Consider the following 18,963-nt stretch of genomic DNA (forward strand, 5'->3'; position numbering starts at 1 on the left):
GGCCGCCGGGGCCGCGTCTCACCCCCACACGTCGGGCCCGCCGCCACGCCACTCGATGAGCGAGGCGTCCTCCAGCGCCACGTCGTCCGGATCGAGCCCGGCGCGGCGCAGGAACTCCACCACGTCCACCGGCGAGGCGGCGACGCCCACCGGCTCGCCGTCGATCGTCACCCGGCGCCCGCCGCCGGAGTACGGGTGGACCACGACCCGCGGCTGTCCGGCCATGCCACCAGCGTGCGGCCACCGGCGGCGGGGCGCACGCCGGAGGCGTCCGGCGGCCCGGGGCCGTTTCGGCCGGGCGATGCGGGCTACCTGGTTCGACGTCGGCGGCCGGGCGCACCGGTCCCGGCCGCCGACCCGGGTGTGACGAGGCGAGAGAGGCGTGGATCCATGACCCAGACCGTGGTGATCACCGGGGCGAGTGCGGGGATCGGGCGGGCGACGGCCCGGCTGTTCGGCGCGCGGGGCGCCGCCGTGGGGCTGCTCGCCCGAGGGCGCGCCGGGCTGGACGCGGCGGCCCGGGAGGTCGAGGAGGCCGGGGGCACCGCGCTGCCGGTGGTGACCGACATGTCCGACCCCGCCCAGGTGGAGGCCGCGGCGGACGCCGTGGAGGAGGCGCTCGGCCCCATCGACGTGTGGGTCAACGTGGCCTTCACCTCCGTCTTCGCCCCGTTCACCGAGATCGCGCCGGAGGAGTTCGCGCGGGTGACGGAGGTGACGTACCTGGGGTTCGTCAACGGCACGCGGGCGGCGCTGACCCGGATGGTGCCGCGCGACCGGGGCACCGTGGTGCAGGTCGGTTCGGCGATGGCCTACCGGGCGATCCCGTTGCAGTCGGCGTACTGCGGCGCCAAGGCCGCGATCAACGGCTTCACCTCCTCGGTGCGCACCGAGTTGATGCATTCCGGCAGCCGGGTGCGGATCACGGTGGCGCAGATGCCGGCCGTCAACACCCCGCAGTTCTCCTGGGTGCTCTCCCGGCTGCCGAACGAACCGCAGCCGGTGCCGCCGATCTACCAGCCCGAGGTGGCCGCCCGCGGCGTACTGCTCGCCGCCGACCGGCCCGGCCGCCGCGAGCGCTGGGTGGGCGCCTCCGCGATGGCCACCATCCTGGGCAACAAGATCGCCCCCGCGCTGCTGGACCGCTATGTCGCCCGCACCGGCGTGGACTCCCAGCAGACCTCCCGCAAGGCCGATCCGCAGCGCCCGGACAACCTGTGGCAGCCGCTGGACGGCGAGGACGGCACCGACCACGGCGCGCACGGTGTCTTCGACGACCGGTCGCACGGCCGCTCGTTCCAGCAGGCGCTGGCCCGCCGTCCGTGGGCCGTCCCGGCGCTCGCCGCGGGGCTGGCGGTCGCGGTGACCGCCGCCGTGCGCGGCAGGTGTCCGGGCCGCTGACCGGCGCCCGTGACGTGGGCCGGCCGTGATTAGGCCGGGTGAACCCCGGGCACCCGCGTCCGGGAACGAGGACGCCTACCGAGCGTGTCCCGGTCCGTCCGGGACACCGGAACGGAAAACGGATATGAGCAGCGGGTTCATGGGTCCGCAGGGCTACGGTCCGGACCCGTTCGGAGAGTTCTTCGCACGCTTCTTCGGCGGCGGGCCCCGGCCGGGATCACGGCAGATCGACATCGGACGGCTGATGAGCGAGCCGGCCCGGCAACTGGTGGCCGACGCCGCCAGTTACGCCGCCGAGCACGGCAGCAGTGACCTGGACACCGAGCATCTGCTGCGCGCGGCGCTGACCACCGAGCCCACCCGCAGTCTGGTGGCGCGCTCGGGCGCCGACCCGGACCGGATCGCCGCCGACATCGACAGCCGGGCCGGGGCCGGGCCGCCGAAGGACTCGCTGGCCGTCACCCCGGCGGTCAAGCGAGCACTGCTGGACGCCGCCGACCTGGCCCGGTCCGCCGGCTCCTCGTACATCGGGCCCGAGCACGTGCTGCGGGCGCTGGCGGCCAACCCCGACTCGGCGGCCGGGCACATCCTGGGCTCCGCCCACTTCGACGCGCGCGGTGCCCGGCCGGGCCCGCCGGGGCAGCCCCCGCAGGGCGCCGGCTGGCCGGGCGGCGAGGCCGGCGCACCCGCGCCCCGGCACGACACGCCCAACCTCGACCGGTTCGGCCGGGACCTGACCGAGCTGGCCCGGGCCGGCCGGATCGACCCGGTGATCGGCCGCGAGGAGGAGATCGAGCAGACCATCGAGGTGCTCTCCCGGCGCGGCAAGAACAACCCGGTGCTCATCGGGGACGCCGGCGTCGGCAAGACCGCCATCGTCGAGGGGCTGGCCCAGCGCATCGCCGACGGCGAGGTGCCCGACACCCTGCTGGGCCGCCGGGTGGTCTCCCTGGACCTGTCCGGTGTGGTGGCCGGCACCCGTTACCGCGGTGACTTCGAGGAGCGGCTCAACGGGATCGTCGAGGAGATCCGGACGCACTCCGGTGAGGTGATCGTCTTCATCGACGAGCTGCACACCGTGGTGGGCGCCGGTGGCGGGGGCACCGAGGGCGGCTCGATGGACGCCGGCAACATCCTCAAGCCGCCGCTCTCCCGTGGCGAGCTGCACGTCATCGGGGCCACCACGCTGGAGGAGTACCGGCGCTACATCGAGAAGGACGCGGCGCTGGCCCGCCGGTTCCAGCCCATCCTGGTGCCCGAGCCGACCACCGCCGACACCCTGGAGATCCTGCGCGGCCTGTCCGACCGGTACGAGGCCCACCACCAGGTGCGCTACACCGACCAGGCGCTGGTGGCCGCGGTGGAGCTGTCCGATCGCTACCTCACCGACCGCTTCCTGCCCGACAAGGCCATCGACCTGATGGACCAGGCCGGCGCCCGGGTGCAGTTGCGTACCCACACCAAGGGCACCGATGTGCGGGCGCTGGAGCGGCAGTTGGAGCAGCTGACCCGGGACAAGGACCAGGCGGTGGCGGCCGAGTCCTACGAGCGGGCCACCGAGCTGCGCGACCGGATCACCGAGCTGAACCGCCGGATCGACGCGGCCCGGGAAGGCAGCCAGGGCGAGGAGCACGGCGACGGGAAGGTGGTCGAGGTCACCGCGGAGGACATCGCCGAGGTGGTCTCCCGGCAGACCGGCATCCCGGTCAAGAGCCTCACCGAGGAGGAGCGCGACCGGCTGCTGGGCCTGGAGGAGCATCTGCACCAGCGGGTGATCGGGCAGGACGAGGCGGTCACCGCGGTCGCCGACGCGGTGCTGCGTTCCCGGGCCGGACTGGCCGACCCCAACCGTCCGATCGGCAGCTTCCTGTTCCTCGGCCCCACCGGGGTGGGCAAGACCGAGCTGGCCCGGGCGCTGGCCGAGGCGCTCTTCGGCAGCGAGGACCGGATGGTGCGGCTGGACATGAGCGAATACCAGGAACGCCACACGGTCAGCCGGCTGGTGGGCGCCCCGCCCGGTTACGTCGGCCACGACGAGGCCGGACAGCTCACCGAGGCGGTCCGCCGCCACCCCTACTCGCTGGTGCTGCTGGACGAGGTGGAAAAAGCCCACCCCGATGTCTTCAACACCCTGCTCCAGGTGCTGGACGACGGACGGCTGACCGACGCGCAGGGCCGTACCGTCGACTTCAAGAACACGGTCGTGGTGATGACCAGCAACCTCGGTTCGGAGACGGCCGGCGGTCCGGCGCTGGGCTTCGGCGCGGGGGCCGGCGGCGACGACGAGGAGAGGGAGCGGACGCTGCGCCCGCTGCGGCAGCACTTCCGCCCGGAGTTCCTCAACCGCATCGACGAGATCGTGGTCTTCCGCCGGCTCACCGACGACCAGCTGCGGCAGATCACCGATCTGCTGCTGGAGGAGACCCGGCGGCGGCTGCACGCCCAGGGGGTGGCGGTGGACTTCTCCCCGGCGGCGGTGGACTGGCTGGCCCGCCGCGGCCACCAGCCCGAGTACGGTGCCCGGCCGCTGCGCCGCACCATCCAGCGCGAGATCGACCGGCCGCTGTCGCGGTTGCTGCTGGACGGCAAGGTGCCCTCCGGCTCGCGGGTGCGGGTGGAGGTCGAGGACGACCGGCCGGCGTTCCGTACCGGCCGGGGCTGATGACGGCGGCACGCGCGGCGCGCGCAGGTGTGCGCCGGGGCCGCGCGGGCAGGCGGTACGCAGGCCGAACGACCACCGTTGGGAGGCGGGTGTGATGTCGGACGAGCTGATGGGCGACGAGGTGTACCAGCCGGACGACTCCGAGGTGCAGGACGACGCCGGACTGATGGATCCCGAGGACACCCTCGACGATCGCGGGATCGACCCCGCGCTGGACGAGGGCTACTCCCCGCCCGAACGTCCGCTCGCGGTGGAGAGGACCGGCACCACGGCCACCGAACAGCGCCACGGCGAGACCCTGGACCAGCGGCTGAGCGAGGAGGAGCCGGACGTCGCCGCGCCACTCGGCAACGGCATCGGCGACCTGGCCGACGGTGACGGCGAACCGGTGGACCCGGAGGCCGGCGACCGGCGCGCGGGCCGTCTCCTCGGCGCCGACCGGGGCGTGCCCCGGCCGCAGTCCGAGGTGGACGACACGGTCGCCTCGGACACCGGGATCGCCGGCGGCGCCGCCTCCGCGGAGGAGGCCGCGGTGCACGTCACGGACGACCCGGAACGCGGCGAGGACCGCGGCTGACGCGTCGGAGCCCCACGCGCCGTGGCCCACCCGGTGCACACCGGCCCCGGCAGCGACCTCGGGCACGGCGCCGGGCAGCGCGGTGAGCGGTCCACCCCTCGACCCGAAAGGTTCCCCACGATGAACACTCGCCGGCCGGTGGCGCTGGTGACCGGGTCCGACTCCGGTATCGGCCGGGCCACCGCGGTCCGCCTGGCGGCCGACGGGTTCGACGTCGGCGTCACGTACCACACCGACGAGGCCGGGGCGGAGCGGACGGCGGCGGAGGTACGGGAGAACGGCGGCACCGCCGCGGTGCGCCCGCTCGACCTGACCCGGCTGCCCGCCCAGGCCGCGGTCGTCGACGAACTGGCCGACGAACTCGGCGGCGTCGACGTCCTGGTCAACTGCGCGGGCACCGGCACCTCGACGCCCTTCCTCGAACTGGACCACGACACCTTCCGCTCGGTGCTCGACGTCGACCTGACCGGCCCGTTCCTGTGCGCACAGCGCGCTGCACGACGGATGGCGGCGACCGGGCGGGGCGGACGGATCGTCAACGTCACCAGCGTCCACGAACACCAACCGCGAGTGGGCGCGGCCCCCTACTGCGCGGCCAAGGGCGGCCTCGGTCTGCTCACCCAGGTGATGGCGCTCGAACTGGCGGAACACGGCATCACCGTCAACGCGGTGGCGCCCGGCGAGATCTCCACGCCCATGACCGGCCAGGAGGACGTCGACCCGCACGGGCAGCGGCGTCCAGGGATCCCGCTCGGCCGACCTGGCGACGCCAGGGAGGTCGCGGCGGTGATCGCCTTCCTGGCCGGCCCGGAGGCGGCGTACGTCACCGGTGCCTCCTGGGTGGTGGACGGCGGCATGCTGCGGATGGGGCCGATGGCCGGGTCGCACCTGCGCGAGGACGACTGGCGCCGTCCGTAGTCCGTGTCCGCCAGGAGCCGGTCTCGGGGCTGGCGCACCGGTCCCGGCTGGTGGTTGCAGCAGTCGCCGCCCCGCACCGTCCCAGCGGCCGTGTTGTCGGCTCGGAGGGCCGGCCGTGTCCGCGCCGTGAGTGCCGGTTTTTCAGAGCCCGACGTTGCGGCAGCCCTTCACACTGATCACGCGTCGTCCCCGCGCCCGCGGGGGTTGCTCCCCGGGGCGCTTGCACGCTCAGGCCGGTGGCGGGTCGTTCTGCTGATCACCGTCAGGGGCAGGTCGTCGACCGCAGCCGGTCCAGTTCGCTGCCGATAGCATCCCGCAGCACATCGTGCTGCGGGCCGAGTTCGAACCGCTCGTCATCCCACCGGTCGCGGGGATACAGCCACACCGGCTTGCCTGCCAACTCGGCCGGCTCCCACTCGAACCGCGGCCAGACATGGGCATGCAAGAACGGGTCCTTGTTGCCGAGGATCTCCAGGTTGACCCTGCGGAAGCCGGGGTCCAGCCCTCGGCAGGCCCGCTCGACCGCTTCTGCGAGCTGGTCCATGCCGGACAGAAACGACAGCCGCTTGGCCCTGGGCAGGTCGGACAGCCGTTGAACACCCGGCTCGTCCGTGAGGAGAACTGAGTACCCGGGCAGAAACTGAACGTCGCCGATCACCGCGAAGCCAGACTCAAGCCGCCGCAACACGGTCGGGTTCTCGCCCCGCAGAGCAGCCCCGATCCTGTCCACCCGCCAGTCACCGGTCACGGCCCGAGCCTACCCATGGGTGATCAAGACCTGCTCCTCACTCCCCACCCTTCCCGCCTACTTCAATTCTCCTCGGCGAACCGCCGGATGCGTGCGTTGGCGGCTTCGAGGCGTCACAACAAGGAAGCGTCGGATGTGCGTTGAGTGTGGGAATCGCTGACCTGGGTTCCCGGAGGTGCGCTGCCCGCAGTCGCTCGATCGCCGCGCGCAGGTCCGGCTGGGTATGGAGCCACGACCGGGACACTCCGACGCGTTTCGCGACGGTCTCGAACCTGACTCTGGCTCCCCGGCCGTGTCGAGGGTGCGGAGAGCCGGGACGGCTTCGGCGCGGGTCTACTCGCTGCGGCGGCGGGCGGCGTCGACGACGTGCCGGCTGTTGCCAACTCGCCCTGCCGCCGTTCTGCCGGTCATCGACCCCGTCACCAGCGCATCAGGGGCCCATGCCAACCGCGAACGAACCTGCGGTGCCAAGAGCACCGACCCGTTCATCCCGACATCACGCGTCAAGGACGACTCGTGCGACGAGTACCCTTTCGCCCGCACCTACGAGGGCGGACGCAACGGGGCCCTGTGCGCCGACATCGTCCCGCTCCTCGAGCGGGGAGTCCGGCAGATCTACGAGGCCAACCCCCCACAAGCCCGTCACCGGGCACGAGCACTGCGTCCGCGGCCACGTCCCGCTGCCGCGGAACAAGGCGAACGTGTCCTGGACACCGAAAAGTACACCGTGACGAACACAAAGTGACGTAGTGCTGCGGCGGGGCGGCCAGCGGAGATACTGACCTTGCTGGTCGCCCCGCCCGACACTCGGCCCATGCTGAGGAGTGGATTCCGTGACCGCAGAACACGACACGTGGGACTGGCTTCTCAACGACAACCACCCCTCCTTCTGCCTCACCTTCGTGGAGAGGTCCGCCATCGACACGGTCCTGCGCTGCTACGGCGCCGACCTGGCCGAGGCCCAGCTGCTCACCGAGGGGGAAGCCGTCCCGCCCGACGGCCATGACGGCTCCGTACTGCGGCTCGGGAGCCTGGGCCACTGGACGTTCTGCTTCGAGACCTTCGGCACCCGAGGCATCGAGGACGACGTCCTTCGCGCCCTTTCCCGCCACGGCGAAACACTCTGCGTTCTGTATGGCAGCCCGAACTACTTCCATCACTGGCGCGATGGCCGACAGGCCGATGCCTTCGAACCGGGAAACCCGACCACGACGCCTCCTTCCGCCGACGTGAGCCCTTTCAGGGAGGATGTCGAGCGCCGCTTGGCAGCAGGACCCGACGGTCTCCGCCTTGTTGCCGTGCTCGACTCGATCAGCGTGCACACCCGCCACCGGCTGACGTCACAGGCCATCGAAGGGCCGCTCCTGACAGCCTTCCCGCCCGCTCGGCTTCCCGCTGCTCGCCCCGAGCCCCCGACGCCGGTCAGCCACCGAGGACTTGGCCGTTTCCTGGGCACCATCGCCCCGGACGAGACCTGACAGCCAGACGGCGATAGCCGCTCGGCAGCAGTGCCTCGAACCGCGCATTGCTCGACCGCGCTGCTCGTTCCCCTACAGTGGCTTCCCACTGGCGGCAGGTGCCCGCCGCGAACGCCTCCACAGCCCGTCTCGACGCCGCACAGCGCCCTCGTGGCAAGGCCGCCGGGCCCACTCCAGCGCCTCCGCGGCGGCACGGTACCGTCGGTGTGCCGGGATCCACGGTGATCTCACCCGTGCCGTCCTCGATGTCTCGGTCGCCGTCGTGCCCGGAACGCCGGTCTGCGGGGAGGTCCGACGGAGCCCACCGGCTGCGCGCTCTCCTGTAGCGAAGTCCGCGTTGCGCCGGGCGTGAGGCTGCCCGGATCCGGATGCGTAGGATCTTCTGGTCGGCGTTTTCGGGATCGCAGTGTGTCCTTGGGGGAGTCCGTGGCGGCATCGTCGGAACATTTCTTCATAGAGCCGGGGCGGGTCACTGCCCTCGCAGACGACTTCAGCAGTTCCGGCCGGCAGTTGGGTGGGAAGGTTCAGGCGTTCGCGTCCGGGGCGGAGAACGTCGACGATGCCTTCGGGGTGATGTCGCAGTCCACCGACGCCCTCGCCGCGTACGTGCGGATGACTCAGTCCACCGTCACCGCGCTGCGCAGCCTGGTTCACGCGCTCGACCAGTACGCCACCGGCCTGCGGCAGACCGTGACCGACTACCAGGCCGTCGACCAGGCCAACGCCCAGCGGCTCGGGGGGGTGCCTGATCGTGTCGACGCCTCCGGAGCAGCCTCCCATCCAAAAGAGCTGGAACCTGTTCAACCCCGGCGGTGACCCGTCGGTGCTGCGCGCCTGTGCACAGGCGTGGCGGGAGATGGCCCGGGATCTGAAGGGCATCGTCGAAGCGCAGGACGCGGAGGTCGCCCGGATGCGGGCGGCCTGGACCGGGGAGGCCGCTGATGCCTTCGACTCCCACTGGTCGCACACCCGCAGGCAGGTCGAGGAGGTGCTGCCGCATTTCGAGACGGTCGCCGGGCAGCTGGACTCCGCGGCTGAGGCCATCGCCAAGGCGAACGCCGCGGTGCACCACGTCGTGGAGGAGGTCGCCACTACCGCGCTCATCGGCATCGGCCTGTCGGTGCTGACGGCTGGTTTCTCCGACGCCGTCGCAGCCGGTGCCGCCGAGGCCGAGGTTGCCGAGGCGGCCGGTGAGGTGGCCCGGCTCGGCCAGCTGCTGATCAAGGTCGCGGAGGTCATGGAAAGGGTCAAGGACGCGATGGAAGGCAGCAGACTGCTCAAGTTCGCTTTCACCTTCGGCAAGAATCTTGATGCCAACTTCATCGGCAACGTCGGCGGGCAGTTGACGACCGGGCAGAAGGTAACCTGGGGGCAGGATCTGCAGGACGCCGCCGTCGCCGGGGTGGCCGGAACCGCCGGGCAGTCCGGTCTCGCCGCGGTGGGAGGCAAAGTTGCCGACTGGTCGGTCGACACCGGCGCGCACGCGGCGGACGAGGCGTGGGGGCCCGGCTCGAAGATCGTGTCGGTGCTCAGCGGTGAGGGCTGGCTGGGCAACGCCACCGTCGGCGCGACCACCAGCGCCGCCGGGCAGGGCGCCGCGACCGGCCTCGATGTCCTCACCGGCCAGGGCGGCAAGCAGGCCTCCGACATCCCCAAGGACATGGCGACCAGCTTCCTGACCGGCGGCGCCGCCGGCCTGGCGAACGAGAGCGGGGAGAGGCTCTACGAACCCGGCGAGGGCAGGCACCGCGCCGACGCCCCCACCCCGACGTTCCACGCCGGCAAGGAGATCGGGATCGACGGAGCCCTCTACGCGGCGGGCAACGCCATCGAGTCCGAACTCGAGAACTGACCCCCATAGCAGGAGAAGCCCCGAGATGTTCGAAGTCCGCAAAAGCATCAGACAGTTCCGCGACGATCCCGCCTGGACCTTTCAGCGCAAAGCACGGGACTACCTCGCGGAGTTCGACCGGGGCGGCTACCCGTTCAGCCTCGGGCCGAGGGGCAACTTCATACGCAACCTCGCCCGGGGCCGTCTCGCCAGCGGCCGACCCGTCAGCCTCTTCCACCTCGGTGCCTGGGTCCGTACCGGAGGTGCGCCATCCGGGGAGCATGCCCGCGTGTTCGGCGTGGCAGTACTGGAACTGGACCTGGTTCTGCCCGCCACGGCATTCACCCACAGCGGACTCGCCTACTTCACCAAGAACTGGTCCCGGCCCGCCCTGCCGTGCCCGGCGGGCACCGTAACAGTCCTGCCTCTGCAGGGCCCGAACGACCGCATACACCGGTGCAGCACCGACCCCGCCTTCGCCGACGCGGTGTACACCCTCCAGCTCCGGTCCCTGATGCGCACCCCTGCCTTCGGCTGGCGTACCGACAACAACCGCCTCATCGGCTGGCGCTTCGGCCGCCGGCCCCTCACCCAGATCCTGGCCCTCGCCGAGCGGCTGAACTCCATCGCCGACCTCCTCAGCAACCCGTGACCCCTCAGGGCTCGGCCTGCCAACAGCGCGAACGAGGAAGCGCACGGCGCGTCCCACTCCCGGCACAATCCGCAGTGACCGAAACCGCCCAGCACCAGCGCAGATCACCCGGCGTAACGAAGCACTACCAGGAGTTCTGCTGTGCCTGGAAGACCATGAGTGCCAGCTGGACCCGGTTGTCCAAGCCGGTCTTCGTGAGGGCGCGGGAGATGTGCGTCTTGACTGTGCCTTCGCTCATGAAGAGTGCCTTCGCGATTGTCGCGTTGGAGGCACCTTCGGCGACAGCCTCGGCGACGGCGCGTTCTCGATCGGTGAGCGCCGCCAATGTCTGCCGGGCTTTGGCGGTGGCGGAGTCGTTGGCTGTGCGCGTGTGGCGTGCCACGAGTTGGCGGGTGATCGTTGCTGAGAACGCGGATTCCCCAGAGGCGGCGAGATGAATCGCGTGGCAGAGCTCTTGCGGCGCGACATCTTTGAGTAGATATCCGCTCGCGCCGGCCCGCAATGCGTCGAGGACGTGTGTGTCCAGGTGGAAGGTGGTCAGCATCAAAACCGCGACCGACGGCACCGCCGCACGGACACGGCGGGTGGCCTCGACACCGTTCATCTCCGGCATCTGCAGGTCCATCAGCACGACATCGGGGCGGTGCCGCGTCGCCGCGATGACGGCCTCGGCTCCGCCGGGTGCCTCGGCGACGACAGTGATGGTGGGGTCCACCGACAGGACCATCGACAACCCGGCGCGGACCATCGCGTCGTCGTCGACGACGAGCACCGACGTGGGTGCGCCGCCGGGGGTGCTGCTGGGAGGTGGAGAGCTGGTCATCGCAGGGGCACTCGCGCGGACAGTCGGAACTCGTGGGTGTTCTCACCGCGGTCGACGACCTCGTGTTCAACGACCCCTCCCACGGTGGCGATCCGTTCGACGAGACCGCTCAGCCCGGCGCCGGTTCCGGGCAACGCCGACTCGGTTTCTTCGATCGGGTTGGTGATCGTGATGAGGGCATCACCGCCCTCGCGGCGAACGTTCACCGTTACCAGTGCGCCAGGGGCGTGCTTGCGCGCGTTGGTCAGCCCCTCTTGCACGACGCGGTAGATGTGCTCGGCGTTCGGAGGTTCCCGCAACGGGGCCGTGCTGCCGGTGTTGCCGCTGTTGTCGGGCGGATCAAGGCGCGCGACGATCAACTGACCGGCTTGTCTGGCTTCGTCGATCAATCCCGCGACGGTGTGCCCGTGCTCGGAGCTTTGCGGTGTCACGACGATGCCGTCGCGCAGCATGCCGATCACAGTGCGCAGCTCGTCGAGTGCGCTGATCGCGGTCGTGCGGATCGTCGCGGCTGTTGTGCCGACGTTCTTGGCGTTGTCCCCGGCGACCGCGAGCCCGCCGGCGTAGAGCGCGATCAGCGAGATGTAGTGCGCGACCGAGTCGTGCATGTCCCGGGCGATTCTGGCGCGCTCGGCCATCTGGATCTGTTCCGCGCGCTGCTCTCGCTCGCGCTCGATACGGGCTGCTCTGTCCCGGTAGACCGCGACCAGGTCCTGCTGCTTCTGCCGCAGCGCGCCCCAGGCCACGACGGCGAGTGCGATCGCGGTGTTGACCACCACCGTGAGGCTCAGCGCGGAGTTGGCCGGATACAGCAGCCAGAAGACCAGGGCGCCGGCGATATCGGCCAGCGCTACGACGAACGCCTGCTCGATACGCCTGCTGCGTGCCACGGCGAACAGCGCCACGTAGTTGGCTACACCGGCGGTTGCGCAGAACGCCCCAGCGACCGCCAGCAGCAGACCGATCACGACCGGAGCACGGTAACGGAGCAGCAGCACGAGACTCGCGACGGCGCCCACGCAGATGTCGAGGACGCGCCACCCTCCTCCCGGGCGTTGCTCGAGGACCAGGAACAGCATGGCGAGTCCACCGGCGAACGAGGAGAGAACAAGCAACGCCGACCGGCCGCGCTCGATCCACGGCCCTCGACGCACCGGTATCTCGTCGTTGCGGCCGCCGGCGACTGCGAGGGGAGGAGACGTCACCGGGCCACCCTAGACCGCCGGACCCGGCGAAGCAGTCAACGAAAGTCGTAGAAGCTGTCGGCCGTTCGTGGACTCGATCGGTCCCGATCGGCAGACGTCCGGCGCGTTGGCCGGCCGACATGGTTGAGGACATGAACACCACAGGTCCTCGCCGATACCTGATGACGCTGCTCGGGCTGGACCCGACCGATCAGCGCTCCACGACCCGGATCCGCTTCGCGGTCACCACGATGGCCGCCTTCGCGACCGCCGTGCAGATCATCGTCTGGCTGCTGATGGGCATCTTCCGCACTCGTCTCGACGGTCCGTGGTGGCTGTGGACGCCCGGCAGCGCCCTCCTCGTCAACGCTGCGCTGCTGTCCGTGGACCACGTCCGCGACCAGTGGCCACGCGCCGGTTCATCGCACAGTCTCCGGACCGGCAACCTCCGTACTCACGACGTCACCCGGGAGACATTGTGACCACGCCATCGACCACGCAGAACCTGTCTGCCTCGTCTCGTCCCGCAGCCGGCGCATCGGACCTGCCCACCACCACGTTCGCCGGCCGGACGGGCATGGCAGTGGGTGCCCTCTCGGTGCCGATGGTGGCCTTGTACTTCGTCTACTCGGGACCACCCCCGCAGTGGAACGTCCTGACGCGTAGCCTGCTGACGCTGGTGATCATGGCTGTGCTGACGGCGTTCGGGGTGGCTCTGGCACGCCTGCTTCCCAGGGACGACACGGGTCGGCGCGCCATCGTCGGCCAGCTCACCATCGTGTCGCTGCTCACCTACGTCGCGGTGATCCTCTTCGCCGCCTCGCTCGAAGCCGGTACTCCCCTGGCCTTCCCGGACCGGGGGATGGACCCGACCACGGACGGCCCTTTGGCGGCCGCCATGGCGTTGGCCCATGGTCCGATCGCACACCTGTGGATCGCGATGTTCTTCCTCGGGTTCGCCCGTGCCGCGCAGCATCGCGGGACAGCCGCGTCACCGATGGTGCCACGGTGGACCCTGCGCGGTGCCATCGTCGTCGGAGTCATCAACCTGCTGGCCATCCCGTCGCTCTACTTCGGCATGGACGCCACCCACTTCTACGCCATCAACGGGTGGGGTGCTGATGCCCTCGTCGGCCTGATCACTCTGGTCTGGGTCGGCTTCATCGGTCTGGGCATCCACCGGGCGTCACCTGGACGCCTGACCCCACGACGTCCGCCGGCTGAGACCCCCGCGCGCACTTGATCGAGGCCCAGGGGCGGCCCTGCCCGGGCCCCATCCGGCGCGGGCAGGACCACGCCTTCGCGACGCCGGCGTCGTGCAGCCCGGTGCCCGTCTTCAGCATCGGGCTGCGCTGCGCACCGTCGTTGTCCGGGGTGGCCAGGAGGCGTAAGACACGTTCTGGTACGTAGGGTTCAGCGAACGTGTCTTACTGATATCTCGGGGTTGTTCCGGGCACGTTCGGCACGTGGGCCGCGCGGTCGGCCGCAGTGAGCGCTCGTAGGCGAAGGTCCTCCCCCCGGCCTGATGCCCCCTCCCCGCAGGCACGCGCGCTCCCGTCCGATAGCCTGCGCGGCGGCTGTGGGGCGCAGGAGGGGCGGGATGAATCGGCGGGTAGGCAGAGCTGTGCCGTGGATCGTGGTCGCCGTGGCCGGCGTCCTGCTCGTGTTGTCGTGGCCGTGGGGGAGCCGGGCGCAGGCGCCGTTGGGAGCGTGGGGCGGGCCGGACAGGCTCGCCCCGGGGCCGATGGGCACGGGTGTGCTGCGCGGTGTGCCGTTGCCGGGCGGTGGCATGTCGGACGGGAACCACTGCGGGGCCAAGGGGTACCACTTCTTCCCGGTTCCGCCCGGCGCGCACGCCGCGGCGGCCGCCGCGTTGAGCGGTCGTCAGGTGCCAGGTCCGCAGTTGGCACTGCTGTCGTACGGGGGCGGGGACGACCCCCTGGGCGAGAGCGGACCGTACCGGCACCAGTGGACGTTCTCGATCTCGTTCGGGCTGAGCCCCGGCCCGTCACGGGCGCTCAGTCTGGCGCAGCCGATCGGGGCGCAGGGGGTGGCCGTGGAGATCGAGGGCCCGCACGGGCTGGTCGCCGGTGCGCACGGGCTCCCGGTGACCCTGCACGGCGCGACCACGGGCCCCGACCACCGGCTGGACGTCCGTTCCAGAGGCAAGGTGACCGCCGACCTGAACCTGCCGCTGGCGGCCGTGTGCCCCGGCACCGACGCCGGTCACGTCGTGGAGGGGCTCTCCGGACCGGTCGATGCCCACAACACCCTCATCGGGCAACCGCCGTACCGGCTGTTCGTCTCGGTCAGCGACCCGTCCATCGGCGCGCTGCGCGCCGCCGTTCACGCGCCCGTCGCCGGGGACACGCTGACCGGCGACAACCTGGAGTAGGCCGGACCATGGCCCGCGGTCCAGGCCGCGGGTGCCGTCCGCAGGGAGGACCGGGGTCCGTGGGAAGTCCGGGGACTGCTGCGCCGGGACGGGCAGCGGCCACCGCACCGTACCCGGGACCGGCCGGGCGGGCGTGAGTCGGCGGGGCTTGCGCTCCTTGGCGTCCCCTGGCTGTCCCCGCGCTGGTGTCGGTCCGCTTCCGCTGCCCAGGGCACGAACCAAGTCCATCGGGATCACCTCGGCGCGCGGGGATGTCGGCCTGGCGGACCGTCCGTGCGGGGCGGTGCGCGAGCAGCGGGTTCGGCCCCCAAGCACCGTTGTTCACCGAGGTCGGCCGCTCGGTGAACAACGGTGGTGAACGTTCAGCTCTGGATGGACAACCGCCTGGCTCCTATCACTGAGGTACTGCCCGCACCGGGCCGGCGCCGGCCCGGTGCGGGAGTGCCTGTGCACGCCCGTCCCCGGGTCCGCGGGCCCCGTTCGGGCGGCCGGGCTTCCTGCCGGCTCTCCGGGAAGAAGGAGTCCTGCTGTGTCGAAACCGATCAGGTGGCTGCGGCGGTTGTCCTGGCGGACGGTGACCGCTGTGGCGATCACCCTCGCCCTCGCCGTCACCGCCGTGACCTTGCGTACCACCGGCGCCTTGACCGTGGCCGCCCCCCAGCACCGGACCGCGGTCCGCACCGTCGCCTACACCCGCAACGCCGCCCCCGGCGACACCTCCGCCACGGCCGCGGAACAGGGCAGCGCCGGCACCGCGTCACCGGCCACGCCGACAACGGTCAACACCCTGGCCACCATCGAGGTGCCCGCCCCGGCCAACGCACCCAGGCACTGCCGCGCCGAGATCGCGCCGGCCCTGCTGATGAACGCCTTCATCCCCCAGGGCCTACGCCTCGGCCTCAACCCGTGCCTGCGCAACTGGCTGGCCGCAGGCGTGATCACCACCGGCGGCCTGGCGACCATCGTCAGCAACTACCTGCCGCCACCGTGGAACACCATGGCCGGCGTCATCGGTGACGCGATCAACGGCAGCACCGACGCGATCTCCTACCTGGTCAACGACGCCTGCGGATACTGGGCCTACCTGTACGTCACCTGGGCCCCGCCCCTCGCCTGGGCCTCGTGCAGCCCCGACGCCTGGGGAGGCTGGACCCACTGAGACACCAAACCTCGCGGCGGACGCAGCCGGAACCGGCAGCGCCCGCCGCGAGGCGCTCTGCTGCGAGTACGCTGTCCGGCCACCTCGGCACAACGGCCGGAAGCGGACGCCGGTGCGTCCCTCGCGTACCGGGCGGCAGGCCGAGCGTGCCCTTCTTGATGAACCCGGTGTCGTCGATGATCAGCACACCGCCCGGTACAAGCCGTTCAGCCGCATAGTCACGGACGTCGTCACGCAGGGCGTCCGCGTCCCAGACACCGCTGTGCAGCAGCCGCTGAAAGCCGTCCGGGGTTCGATGCCCCGCCCGCTCCGCGAGCTGCCGGCCGTTCTTGCGTACCGCCTGCCCCAACAGGCCCCGGACTCAGTCCCGCATCCGCCACCGCAGATCCGCCCGAGCGAACCGGCCCGCCACCCGCGCGAACATCGACTCCAACTCGCCTGCTCAGCGGGCGACTTCAGTCATCCCCGCCATACCAGGACAAGGACAACTGCCAGCTCAGGACACGAACCGCTGCTGGAGTCCCAGGTCTGTGTTCACGTCGCCCGCCAGCCGCTCCACCGGCGCACCGTCACCTCCACCACCGGCCCGGCCGGCGCCCGATTCGCGTACTGGTCGCGGTACTTGGCGGTCAGCAGCGCCACGTGGTGGCCGGAGCGTGCGCATTCGGCGGCGGGGAGCAGTACGCGGGCGTCGCCGTCGGCGCGGGCCCACCACAGTCGGTCCCATTCCTCGTGGTAGCCGTCGGCGAGCAGGCAGACGGCGGGGTTGGCGGTGATGTTGGCGAGGCGTTTGAGGCGGATGGAGCGTTTGGGTTTGTGGTCGACGGCGAGGACGACGGTGTCGCCGGTGACCGCGAAGACCACGGGTACGAGATGGGGCCGGCCCGCCGGGTCGGCGGTGGCCAGCCGGGCGACCCGGGAGGCGGTGAACGCCTCCCGGGCCTGATGTGGTGTCAGTGAGGGCACCGGTTCACCGGAAGCGGGCGGCGGTCCGCGCCAGTTGGTCGAGCCGGGCCATGGTCGGCCCCTCGGGTTCGGTGGGCAGGTAGAACAGGACCCGTTCGACGCCGAGGCGCAGGTACCCCTCGACGGTCGTCGGGTCGTCGGGGATGGCGTAGACGGTCACCGGCACGTCGCGGTCGGCGCGTTGCCGCAACCGGTCGATGCGCTGGGAGAGTTGGTCCGGTGGCAGGCTGTTGGCGAGCCAGGCGTCGCCGAGTTCGGCGACGCGGTGGAAGGCCCCCTCGCCGCCGCCGACGTAGATCGGCGGATGGGGCCGCCGTACCGGCTTGGGCCACAGGTAGACGGGGTCGAAGTCGACGAACTCGCCGTGGAACTCGGCCTTCTCGGCGGTCCACAACTCCTTGATGGCACGCAGCCGTTCGTCGACCAGCCGACCGCGGGTGGCCGGGTCGGTGCCGTGGTTGGCCATCTCCTCGCGGTTCCAGCCGACGCCGATGCCGAAGACTGCCCGGCCGCCGGAGATCAGGTCGAGCGAGGCGACCTCCTTTGCCGTGACGATCGGGTCCCGCTGGGCCACCAGGGCGATCCCGGTGCCCAGCAGCAGCCGTTCGGTGACCGCGGCGACCGCGGCTAGGGTGACGAACGGGTCGAGGGTGCGGTAGTAGATGTCCGGCAGTTCGCCGCCACCCGGGTAGGGCGACCGGCGCTCGACGGGGATGTGGGTGTGCTCGGCGATGAAGAGCGAGTCGAACTCGCGCTCCTCCAGCGCCCGCCCCAGCTCGATGGGGCCGATGCCCTGGTCGGTGACGAAGGTCGAGATACCGAACTTCACGGAAGCGCTCCTCGGGTCCTCGGTCGGTCATGACGGTACGCAGGGGTGGCTACCCGTAATCGCACTGTTTCAACGCGTGACGCGCGGTCATCCGGTGTGGTGGCCGGTGCCCTCGTGGTCCGTCGGGGCGCCGCCCATCATCCGCAGCATCGCCGGGCCGCCGGTACGCAGGAACCGGACCACCAGGGCGGCGGCGACCAGCAGGAACGCGATGTTCAGCCAGGTGGTGTAGTTCCACCGCACGCCCGACACGGGCACGGCCGCGCCGGTCCGGCCGGGGACGAGGCCCGCGGCGCCGAAGACCACCTCGACCACGTACCCGGCGGCCACGGCGGCGGCGTAGAAGGAGGCGAGCAGGAACGCGGCCATCCGGGCGCCGTAGTACTTCCGGTAGATGGTGAGGATGGGCACGATGAGCAGGTCGGCGAAGATGAAGGCGACCACGCCGCCGAAGCTGATGCCGCCCCGCCACAGCACGACGGCCAGCGGCACGTTGCCGATCGAGCAGACGAAGGAGACCACCGCGACCACCGGCCCGATCAGCGGGCCCCAGACCTTGGCGGCCAGCGGATGCCCGTCGAAGAAGAAGGCACGCCAGAACGCGTCGGGCACCCAGGCGGCGATCGCGCCGGCCACCAGCAGCCCGAGGACCAGGTCCTTGAGGATCGCCGCCCATTCCATGACGAAGACATGGGCCACCGAGGTGAACCCCTCGCCGGAGAACAGCCGCCGGGCGAAGGAGCCCTCCCGCCGCACCGACATGTCCATCGCCGCGTGGCCCTCCATCGACCCGGCCACCCCGCGCTCGGCCTGCTCCCGCGCCGCACGCAGCAGCCCGGGCCGCAGCAGCAGCCGGAAGACCACCGCCAGCACCGCGATCATCACCGGTCCACCGGTGAACTCGGCCAGCGTGAACTGCCACCCCATCAGCAGCGCCAGGATGACGCCGAGTTCCACCACCAGATTGGTGGAGGCGATCTCGAAGGCCATCGCCGCGGTGAAGTCGGCCCCCTTGCGGAAGAGCGAACGGGCCAGCGCCACCGCCGCGTAGGAGCACGACGAGGAGGCGGCGCCGAGCAGCGAGGCGAGCGCCAGCGTGCGAGGCCGGGCGTCGCCCAGCAGCCGTACGACGGTGCCCTTGCGCACCACCGCCTGCACGACCGCGGAGAGGGCGAAGCCGAGGACGAGCGCCCAGGCGATCTCCCAGGCCATCGACCCGGTGATGGACAGTGCGTGCACGATCGCGGACATGCCGGCCGCCTTCCCCGGTGCGAGAGGTGTGACACCACGACGTTATGCCCCGGGCGGGTATCGCGGGGCGCCCCTCGCCGACGCCGCGG

At 71.3% G+C, this 18,963-nt stretch carries 20 protein-coding genes and 1 pseudogene; 13 read left to right on the forward strand and 8 right to left on the reverse strand.

The genetic code is table 11. The features are described from left to right. Window positions 1-18: 18 nt before the first annotated feature. Entirely contained in the window at window positions 19-225 is a 207-nt protein-coding gene (locus SCATT_RS02890; RefSeq protein ID WP_014141416.1) for a hypothetical protein, read from the reverse strand. A gap of 165 nt (window positions 226-390) precedes the next feature. On the opposite strand from SCATT_RS02890, the gene SCATT_RS02895 reads away from it, so the two are divergent. From SCATT_RS02895 to SCATT_RS02910, 4 genes are all read left to right on the forward strand, one after another. After that, window positions 391-1,401 (forward strand): SDR family oxidoreductase, encoded by a 1,011-nt coding sequence (locus SCATT_RS02895; protein WP_014141417.1) that lies wholly within the window; start codon window positions 391-393, stop codon window positions 1,399-1,401. A 124-nt stretch (window positions 1,402-1,525) separates the two neighbouring features. Next, the gene (locus SCATT_RS02900) at window positions 1,526-4,063 is read left to right on the forward strand and encodes an ATP-dependent Clp protease ATP-binding subunit (protein WP_014627397.1); all 2,538 of its coding nucleotides are present in this window, start codon (window positions 1,526-1,528) and stop codon (window positions 4,061-4,063) included. A gap of 94 nt (window positions 4,064-4,157) precedes the next feature. Further along, window positions 4,158-4,640, forward strand: a complete 483-nt coding sequence (locus tag SCATT_RS02905) for a DUF5709 domain-containing protein (protein WP_173405616.1) — start codon at window positions 4,158-4,160, stop codon at window positions 4,638-4,640. 120 nt (window positions 4,641-4,760) lie between these two features. Next, window positions 4,761-5,558 carry an SDR family oxidoreductase gene (locus tag SCATT_RS02910; protein WP_014141420.1) on the forward strand — a complete coding sequence of 266 codons (798 nt, stop codon included), beginning with the start codon at window positions 4,761-4,763 and terminating at the stop codon, window positions 5,556-5,558. Window positions 5,559-5,820: 262 nt separating this feature from the next. Here the strand turns inward: SCATT_RS02910 and SCATT_RS02915 are convergent, their stop codons facing one another. Then, window positions 5,821-6,306: an HIT family protein gene (locus tag SCATT_RS02915; protein ID WP_014141421.1), complete on the reverse strand. Its 486-nt coding sequence runs from the start codon at window positions 6,304-6,306 to the stop codon at window positions 5,821-5,823. Between the two features lie 223 nt (window positions 6,307-6,529). Here SCATT_RS02915 and SCATT_RS40850 point away from each other — a divergent pair, with 223 nt between their 5' ends. From SCATT_RS40850 to SCATT_RS02935, 5 genes are all read left to right on the forward strand, one after another. Continuing rightward, window positions 6,530-7,051: a NucA/NucB deoxyribonuclease domain-containing protein gene (locus SCATT_RS40850; RefSeq protein WP_456114973.1), complete on the forward strand. Its 522-nt coding sequence runs from the start codon at window positions 6,530-6,532 to the stop codon at window positions 7,049-7,051. Between the two features lie 88 nt (window positions 7,052-7,139). Continuing rightward, the gene (locus tag SCATT_RS02920; RefSeq protein ID WP_014141423.1) at window positions 7,140-7,784 is read left to right on the forward strand and encodes a DUF6461 domain-containing protein; all 645 of its coding nucleotides are present in this window, start codon (window positions 7,140-7,142) and stop codon (window positions 7,782-7,784) included. A gap of 426 nt (window positions 7,785-8,210) precedes the next feature. Further along, window positions 8,211-8,600 carry a WXG100 family type VII secretion target gene (locus SCATT_RS02925; protein WP_014141424.1) on the forward strand — a complete coding sequence of 130 codons (390 nt, stop codon included), beginning with the start codon at window positions 8,211-8,213 and terminating at the stop codon, window positions 8,598-8,600. After that, window positions 8,536-9,636 carry a WXG100 family type VII secretion target gene (locus SCATT_RS02930; RefSeq protein WP_014141425.1) on the forward strand — a complete coding sequence of 367 codons (1,101 nt, stop codon included), beginning with the start codon at window positions 8,536-8,538 and terminating at the stop codon, window positions 9,634-9,636. The genes SCATT_RS02925 and SCATT_RS02930 overlap by 65 nt, the downstream gene beginning before the upstream one ends. A 25-nt stretch (window positions 9,637-9,661) precedes the next feature. Continuing rightward, window positions 9,662-10,267, forward strand: a complete 606-nt coding sequence (locus tag SCATT_RS02935) for a hypothetical protein (protein ID WP_014141426.1) — start codon at window positions 9,662-9,664, stop codon at window positions 10,265-10,267. 124 nt (window positions 10,268-10,391) lie between these two features. On the opposite strand, the gene SCATT_RS02940 is transcribed toward SCATT_RS02935, so the two are convergent. Continuing rightward, window positions 10,392-11,090, reverse strand: a complete 699-nt coding sequence (locus SCATT_RS02940; protein WP_014141427.1) for a response regulator — start codon at window positions 11,088-11,090, stop codon at window positions 10,392-10,394. Beyond that, complete coding sequence (locus tag SCATT_RS02945) at window positions 11,087-12,295, reverse strand: sensor histidine kinase (protein ID WP_231905033.1); 1,209 nt, start codon at window positions 12,293-12,295, stop codon at window positions 11,087-11,089. Before SCATT_RS02945 ends, SCATT_RS02940 begins: the two co-directional genes overlap by 4 nt. A 131-nt stretch (window positions 12,296-12,426) precedes the next feature. Here SCATT_RS02945 and SCATT_RS02950 point away from each other — a divergent pair, with 131 nt between their 5' ends. The 4 genes from SCATT_RS02950 to SCATT_RS02965 all read left to right on the forward strand — a co-directional run bounded on the left by SCATT_RS02950 (window position 12,427) and on the right by SCATT_RS02965 (window position 15,828). Then, complete coding sequence (locus SCATT_RS02950; RefSeq protein ID WP_014141429.1) at window positions 12,427-12,756, forward strand: hypothetical protein; 330 nt, start codon at window positions 12,427-12,429, stop codon at window positions 12,754-12,756. Beyond that, on the forward strand, window positions 12,753-13,517 hold the full coding sequence (locus SCATT_RS02955) for a hypothetical protein (RefSeq protein ID WP_014627404.1): 765 nt from the start codon (window positions 12,753-12,755) through the stop codon (window positions 13,515-13,517). The genes SCATT_RS02950 and SCATT_RS02955 overlap by 4 nt, the downstream gene beginning before the upstream one ends. 357 nt (window positions 13,518-13,874) lie before the next feature. Continuing rightward, window positions 13,875-14,669 carry a hypothetical protein gene (locus tag SCATT_RS02960; protein ID WP_014627405.1) on the forward strand — a complete coding sequence of 265 codons (795 nt, stop codon included), beginning with the start codon at window positions 13,875-13,877 and terminating at the stop codon, window positions 14,667-14,669. Between the two features lie 529 nt (window positions 14,670-15,198). Beyond that, window positions 15,199-15,828, forward strand: coding sequence for a hypothetical protein (locus SCATT_RS02965; RefSeq protein ID WP_014141432.1), 630 nt, complete (start codon window positions 15,199-15,201; stop codon window positions 15,826-15,828). A 115-nt stretch (window positions 15,829-15,943) separates the two neighbouring features. Here SCATT_RS02965 and SCATT_RS40700 read toward each other — a convergent pair. From SCATT_RS40700 to SCATT_RS02980, 4 genes and pseudogenes are all read right to left on the reverse strand, one after another. Beyond that, window positions 15,944-16,252 (reverse strand): annotated as a pseudogene (locus SCATT_RS40700) (transposase); the annotation flags it as partial. 110 nt (window positions 16,253-16,362) lie between these two features. Continuing rightward, window positions 16,363-16,794: a TIGR03668 family PPOX class F420-dependent oxidoreductase gene (locus SCATT_RS02970; RefSeq protein WP_014141433.1), complete on the reverse strand. Its 432-nt coding sequence runs from the start codon at window positions 16,792-16,794 to the stop codon at window positions 16,363-16,365. 4 nt (window positions 16,795-16,798) lie between these two features. After that, a complete protein-coding gene (locus SCATT_RS02975; RefSeq protein WP_014141434.1) occupies window positions 16,799-17,623 on the reverse strand; it encodes an LLM class F420-dependent oxidoreductase in 825 nt (274 codons plus the stop codon). An 87-nt stretch (window positions 17,624-17,710) separates the two neighbouring features. After that, on the reverse strand, window positions 17,711-18,874 hold the full coding sequence (locus tag SCATT_RS02980) for a permease (protein ID WP_014141435.1): 1,164 nt from the start codon (window positions 18,872-18,874) through the stop codon (window positions 17,711-17,713). Between the last annotated feature and the right edge of the window lie 89 nt (window positions 18,875-18,963).

It is taken from the genome of Streptantibioticus cattleyicolor NRRL 8057 = DSM 46488, assembly GCF_000240165.1.
Lineage (GTDB): Bacteria > Actinomycetota > Actinomycetes > Streptomycetales > Streptomycetaceae > Streptantibioticus > Streptantibioticus cattleyicolor.

What these genes read in the sequence shown, in the direction of transcription:
- SCATT_RS02890 (WP_014141416.1), bottom strand. Translation starts at nt 225, where the DNA reads ATGGCCGGACAGCCGCGGGTCGTGGTCCACCCGTACTCCGGCGGCGGG.
- SCATT_RS02895 (WP_014141417.1), top strand. Translation starts at nt 391, where the DNA reads ATGACCCAGACCGTGGTGATCACCGGGGCGAGTGCGGGGATCGGGCGG.
- SCATT_RS02900 (WP_014627397.1), top strand. Translation starts at nt 1,526, where the DNA reads ATGAGCAGCGGGTTCATGGGTCCGCAGGGCTACGGTCCGGACCCGTTC.
- SCATT_RS02905 (WP_173405616.1), top strand. Translation starts at nt 4,158, where the DNA reads ATGTCGGACGAGCTGATGGGCGACGAGGTGTACCAGCCGGACGACTCC.
- SCATT_RS02910 (WP_014141420.1), top strand. Translation starts at nt 4,761, where the DNA reads ATGAACACTCGCCGGCCGGTGGCGCTGGTGACCGGGTCCGACTCCGGT.
- SCATT_RS40850 (WP_456114973.1), top strand. Translation starts at nt 6,530, where the DNA reads ATGGAGCCACGACCGGGACACTCCGACGCGTTTCGCGACGGTCTCGAA.
- SCATT_RS02935 (WP_014141426.1), top strand. Translation starts at nt 9,662, where the DNA reads ATGTTCGAAGTCCGCAAAAGCATCAGACAGTTCCGCGACGATCCCGCC.
- SCATT_RS02940 (WP_014141427.1), bottom strand. Translation starts at nt 11,090, where the DNA reads ATGACCAGCTCTCCACCTCCCAGCAGCACCCCCGGCGGCGCACCCACG.
- SCATT_RS02950 (WP_014141429.1), top strand. Translation starts at nt 12,427, where the DNA reads ATGAACACCACAGGTCCTCGCCGATACCTGATGACGCTGCTCGGGCTG.
- SCATT_RS02960 (WP_014627405.1), top strand. Translation starts at nt 13,875, where the DNA reads ATGAATCGGCGGGTAGGCAGAGCTGTGCCGTGGATCGTGGTCGCCGTG.
- SCATT_RS02980 (WP_014141435.1), bottom strand. Translation starts at nt 18,874, where the DNA reads ATGTCCGCGATCGTGCACGCACTGTCCATCACCGGGTCGATGGCCTGG.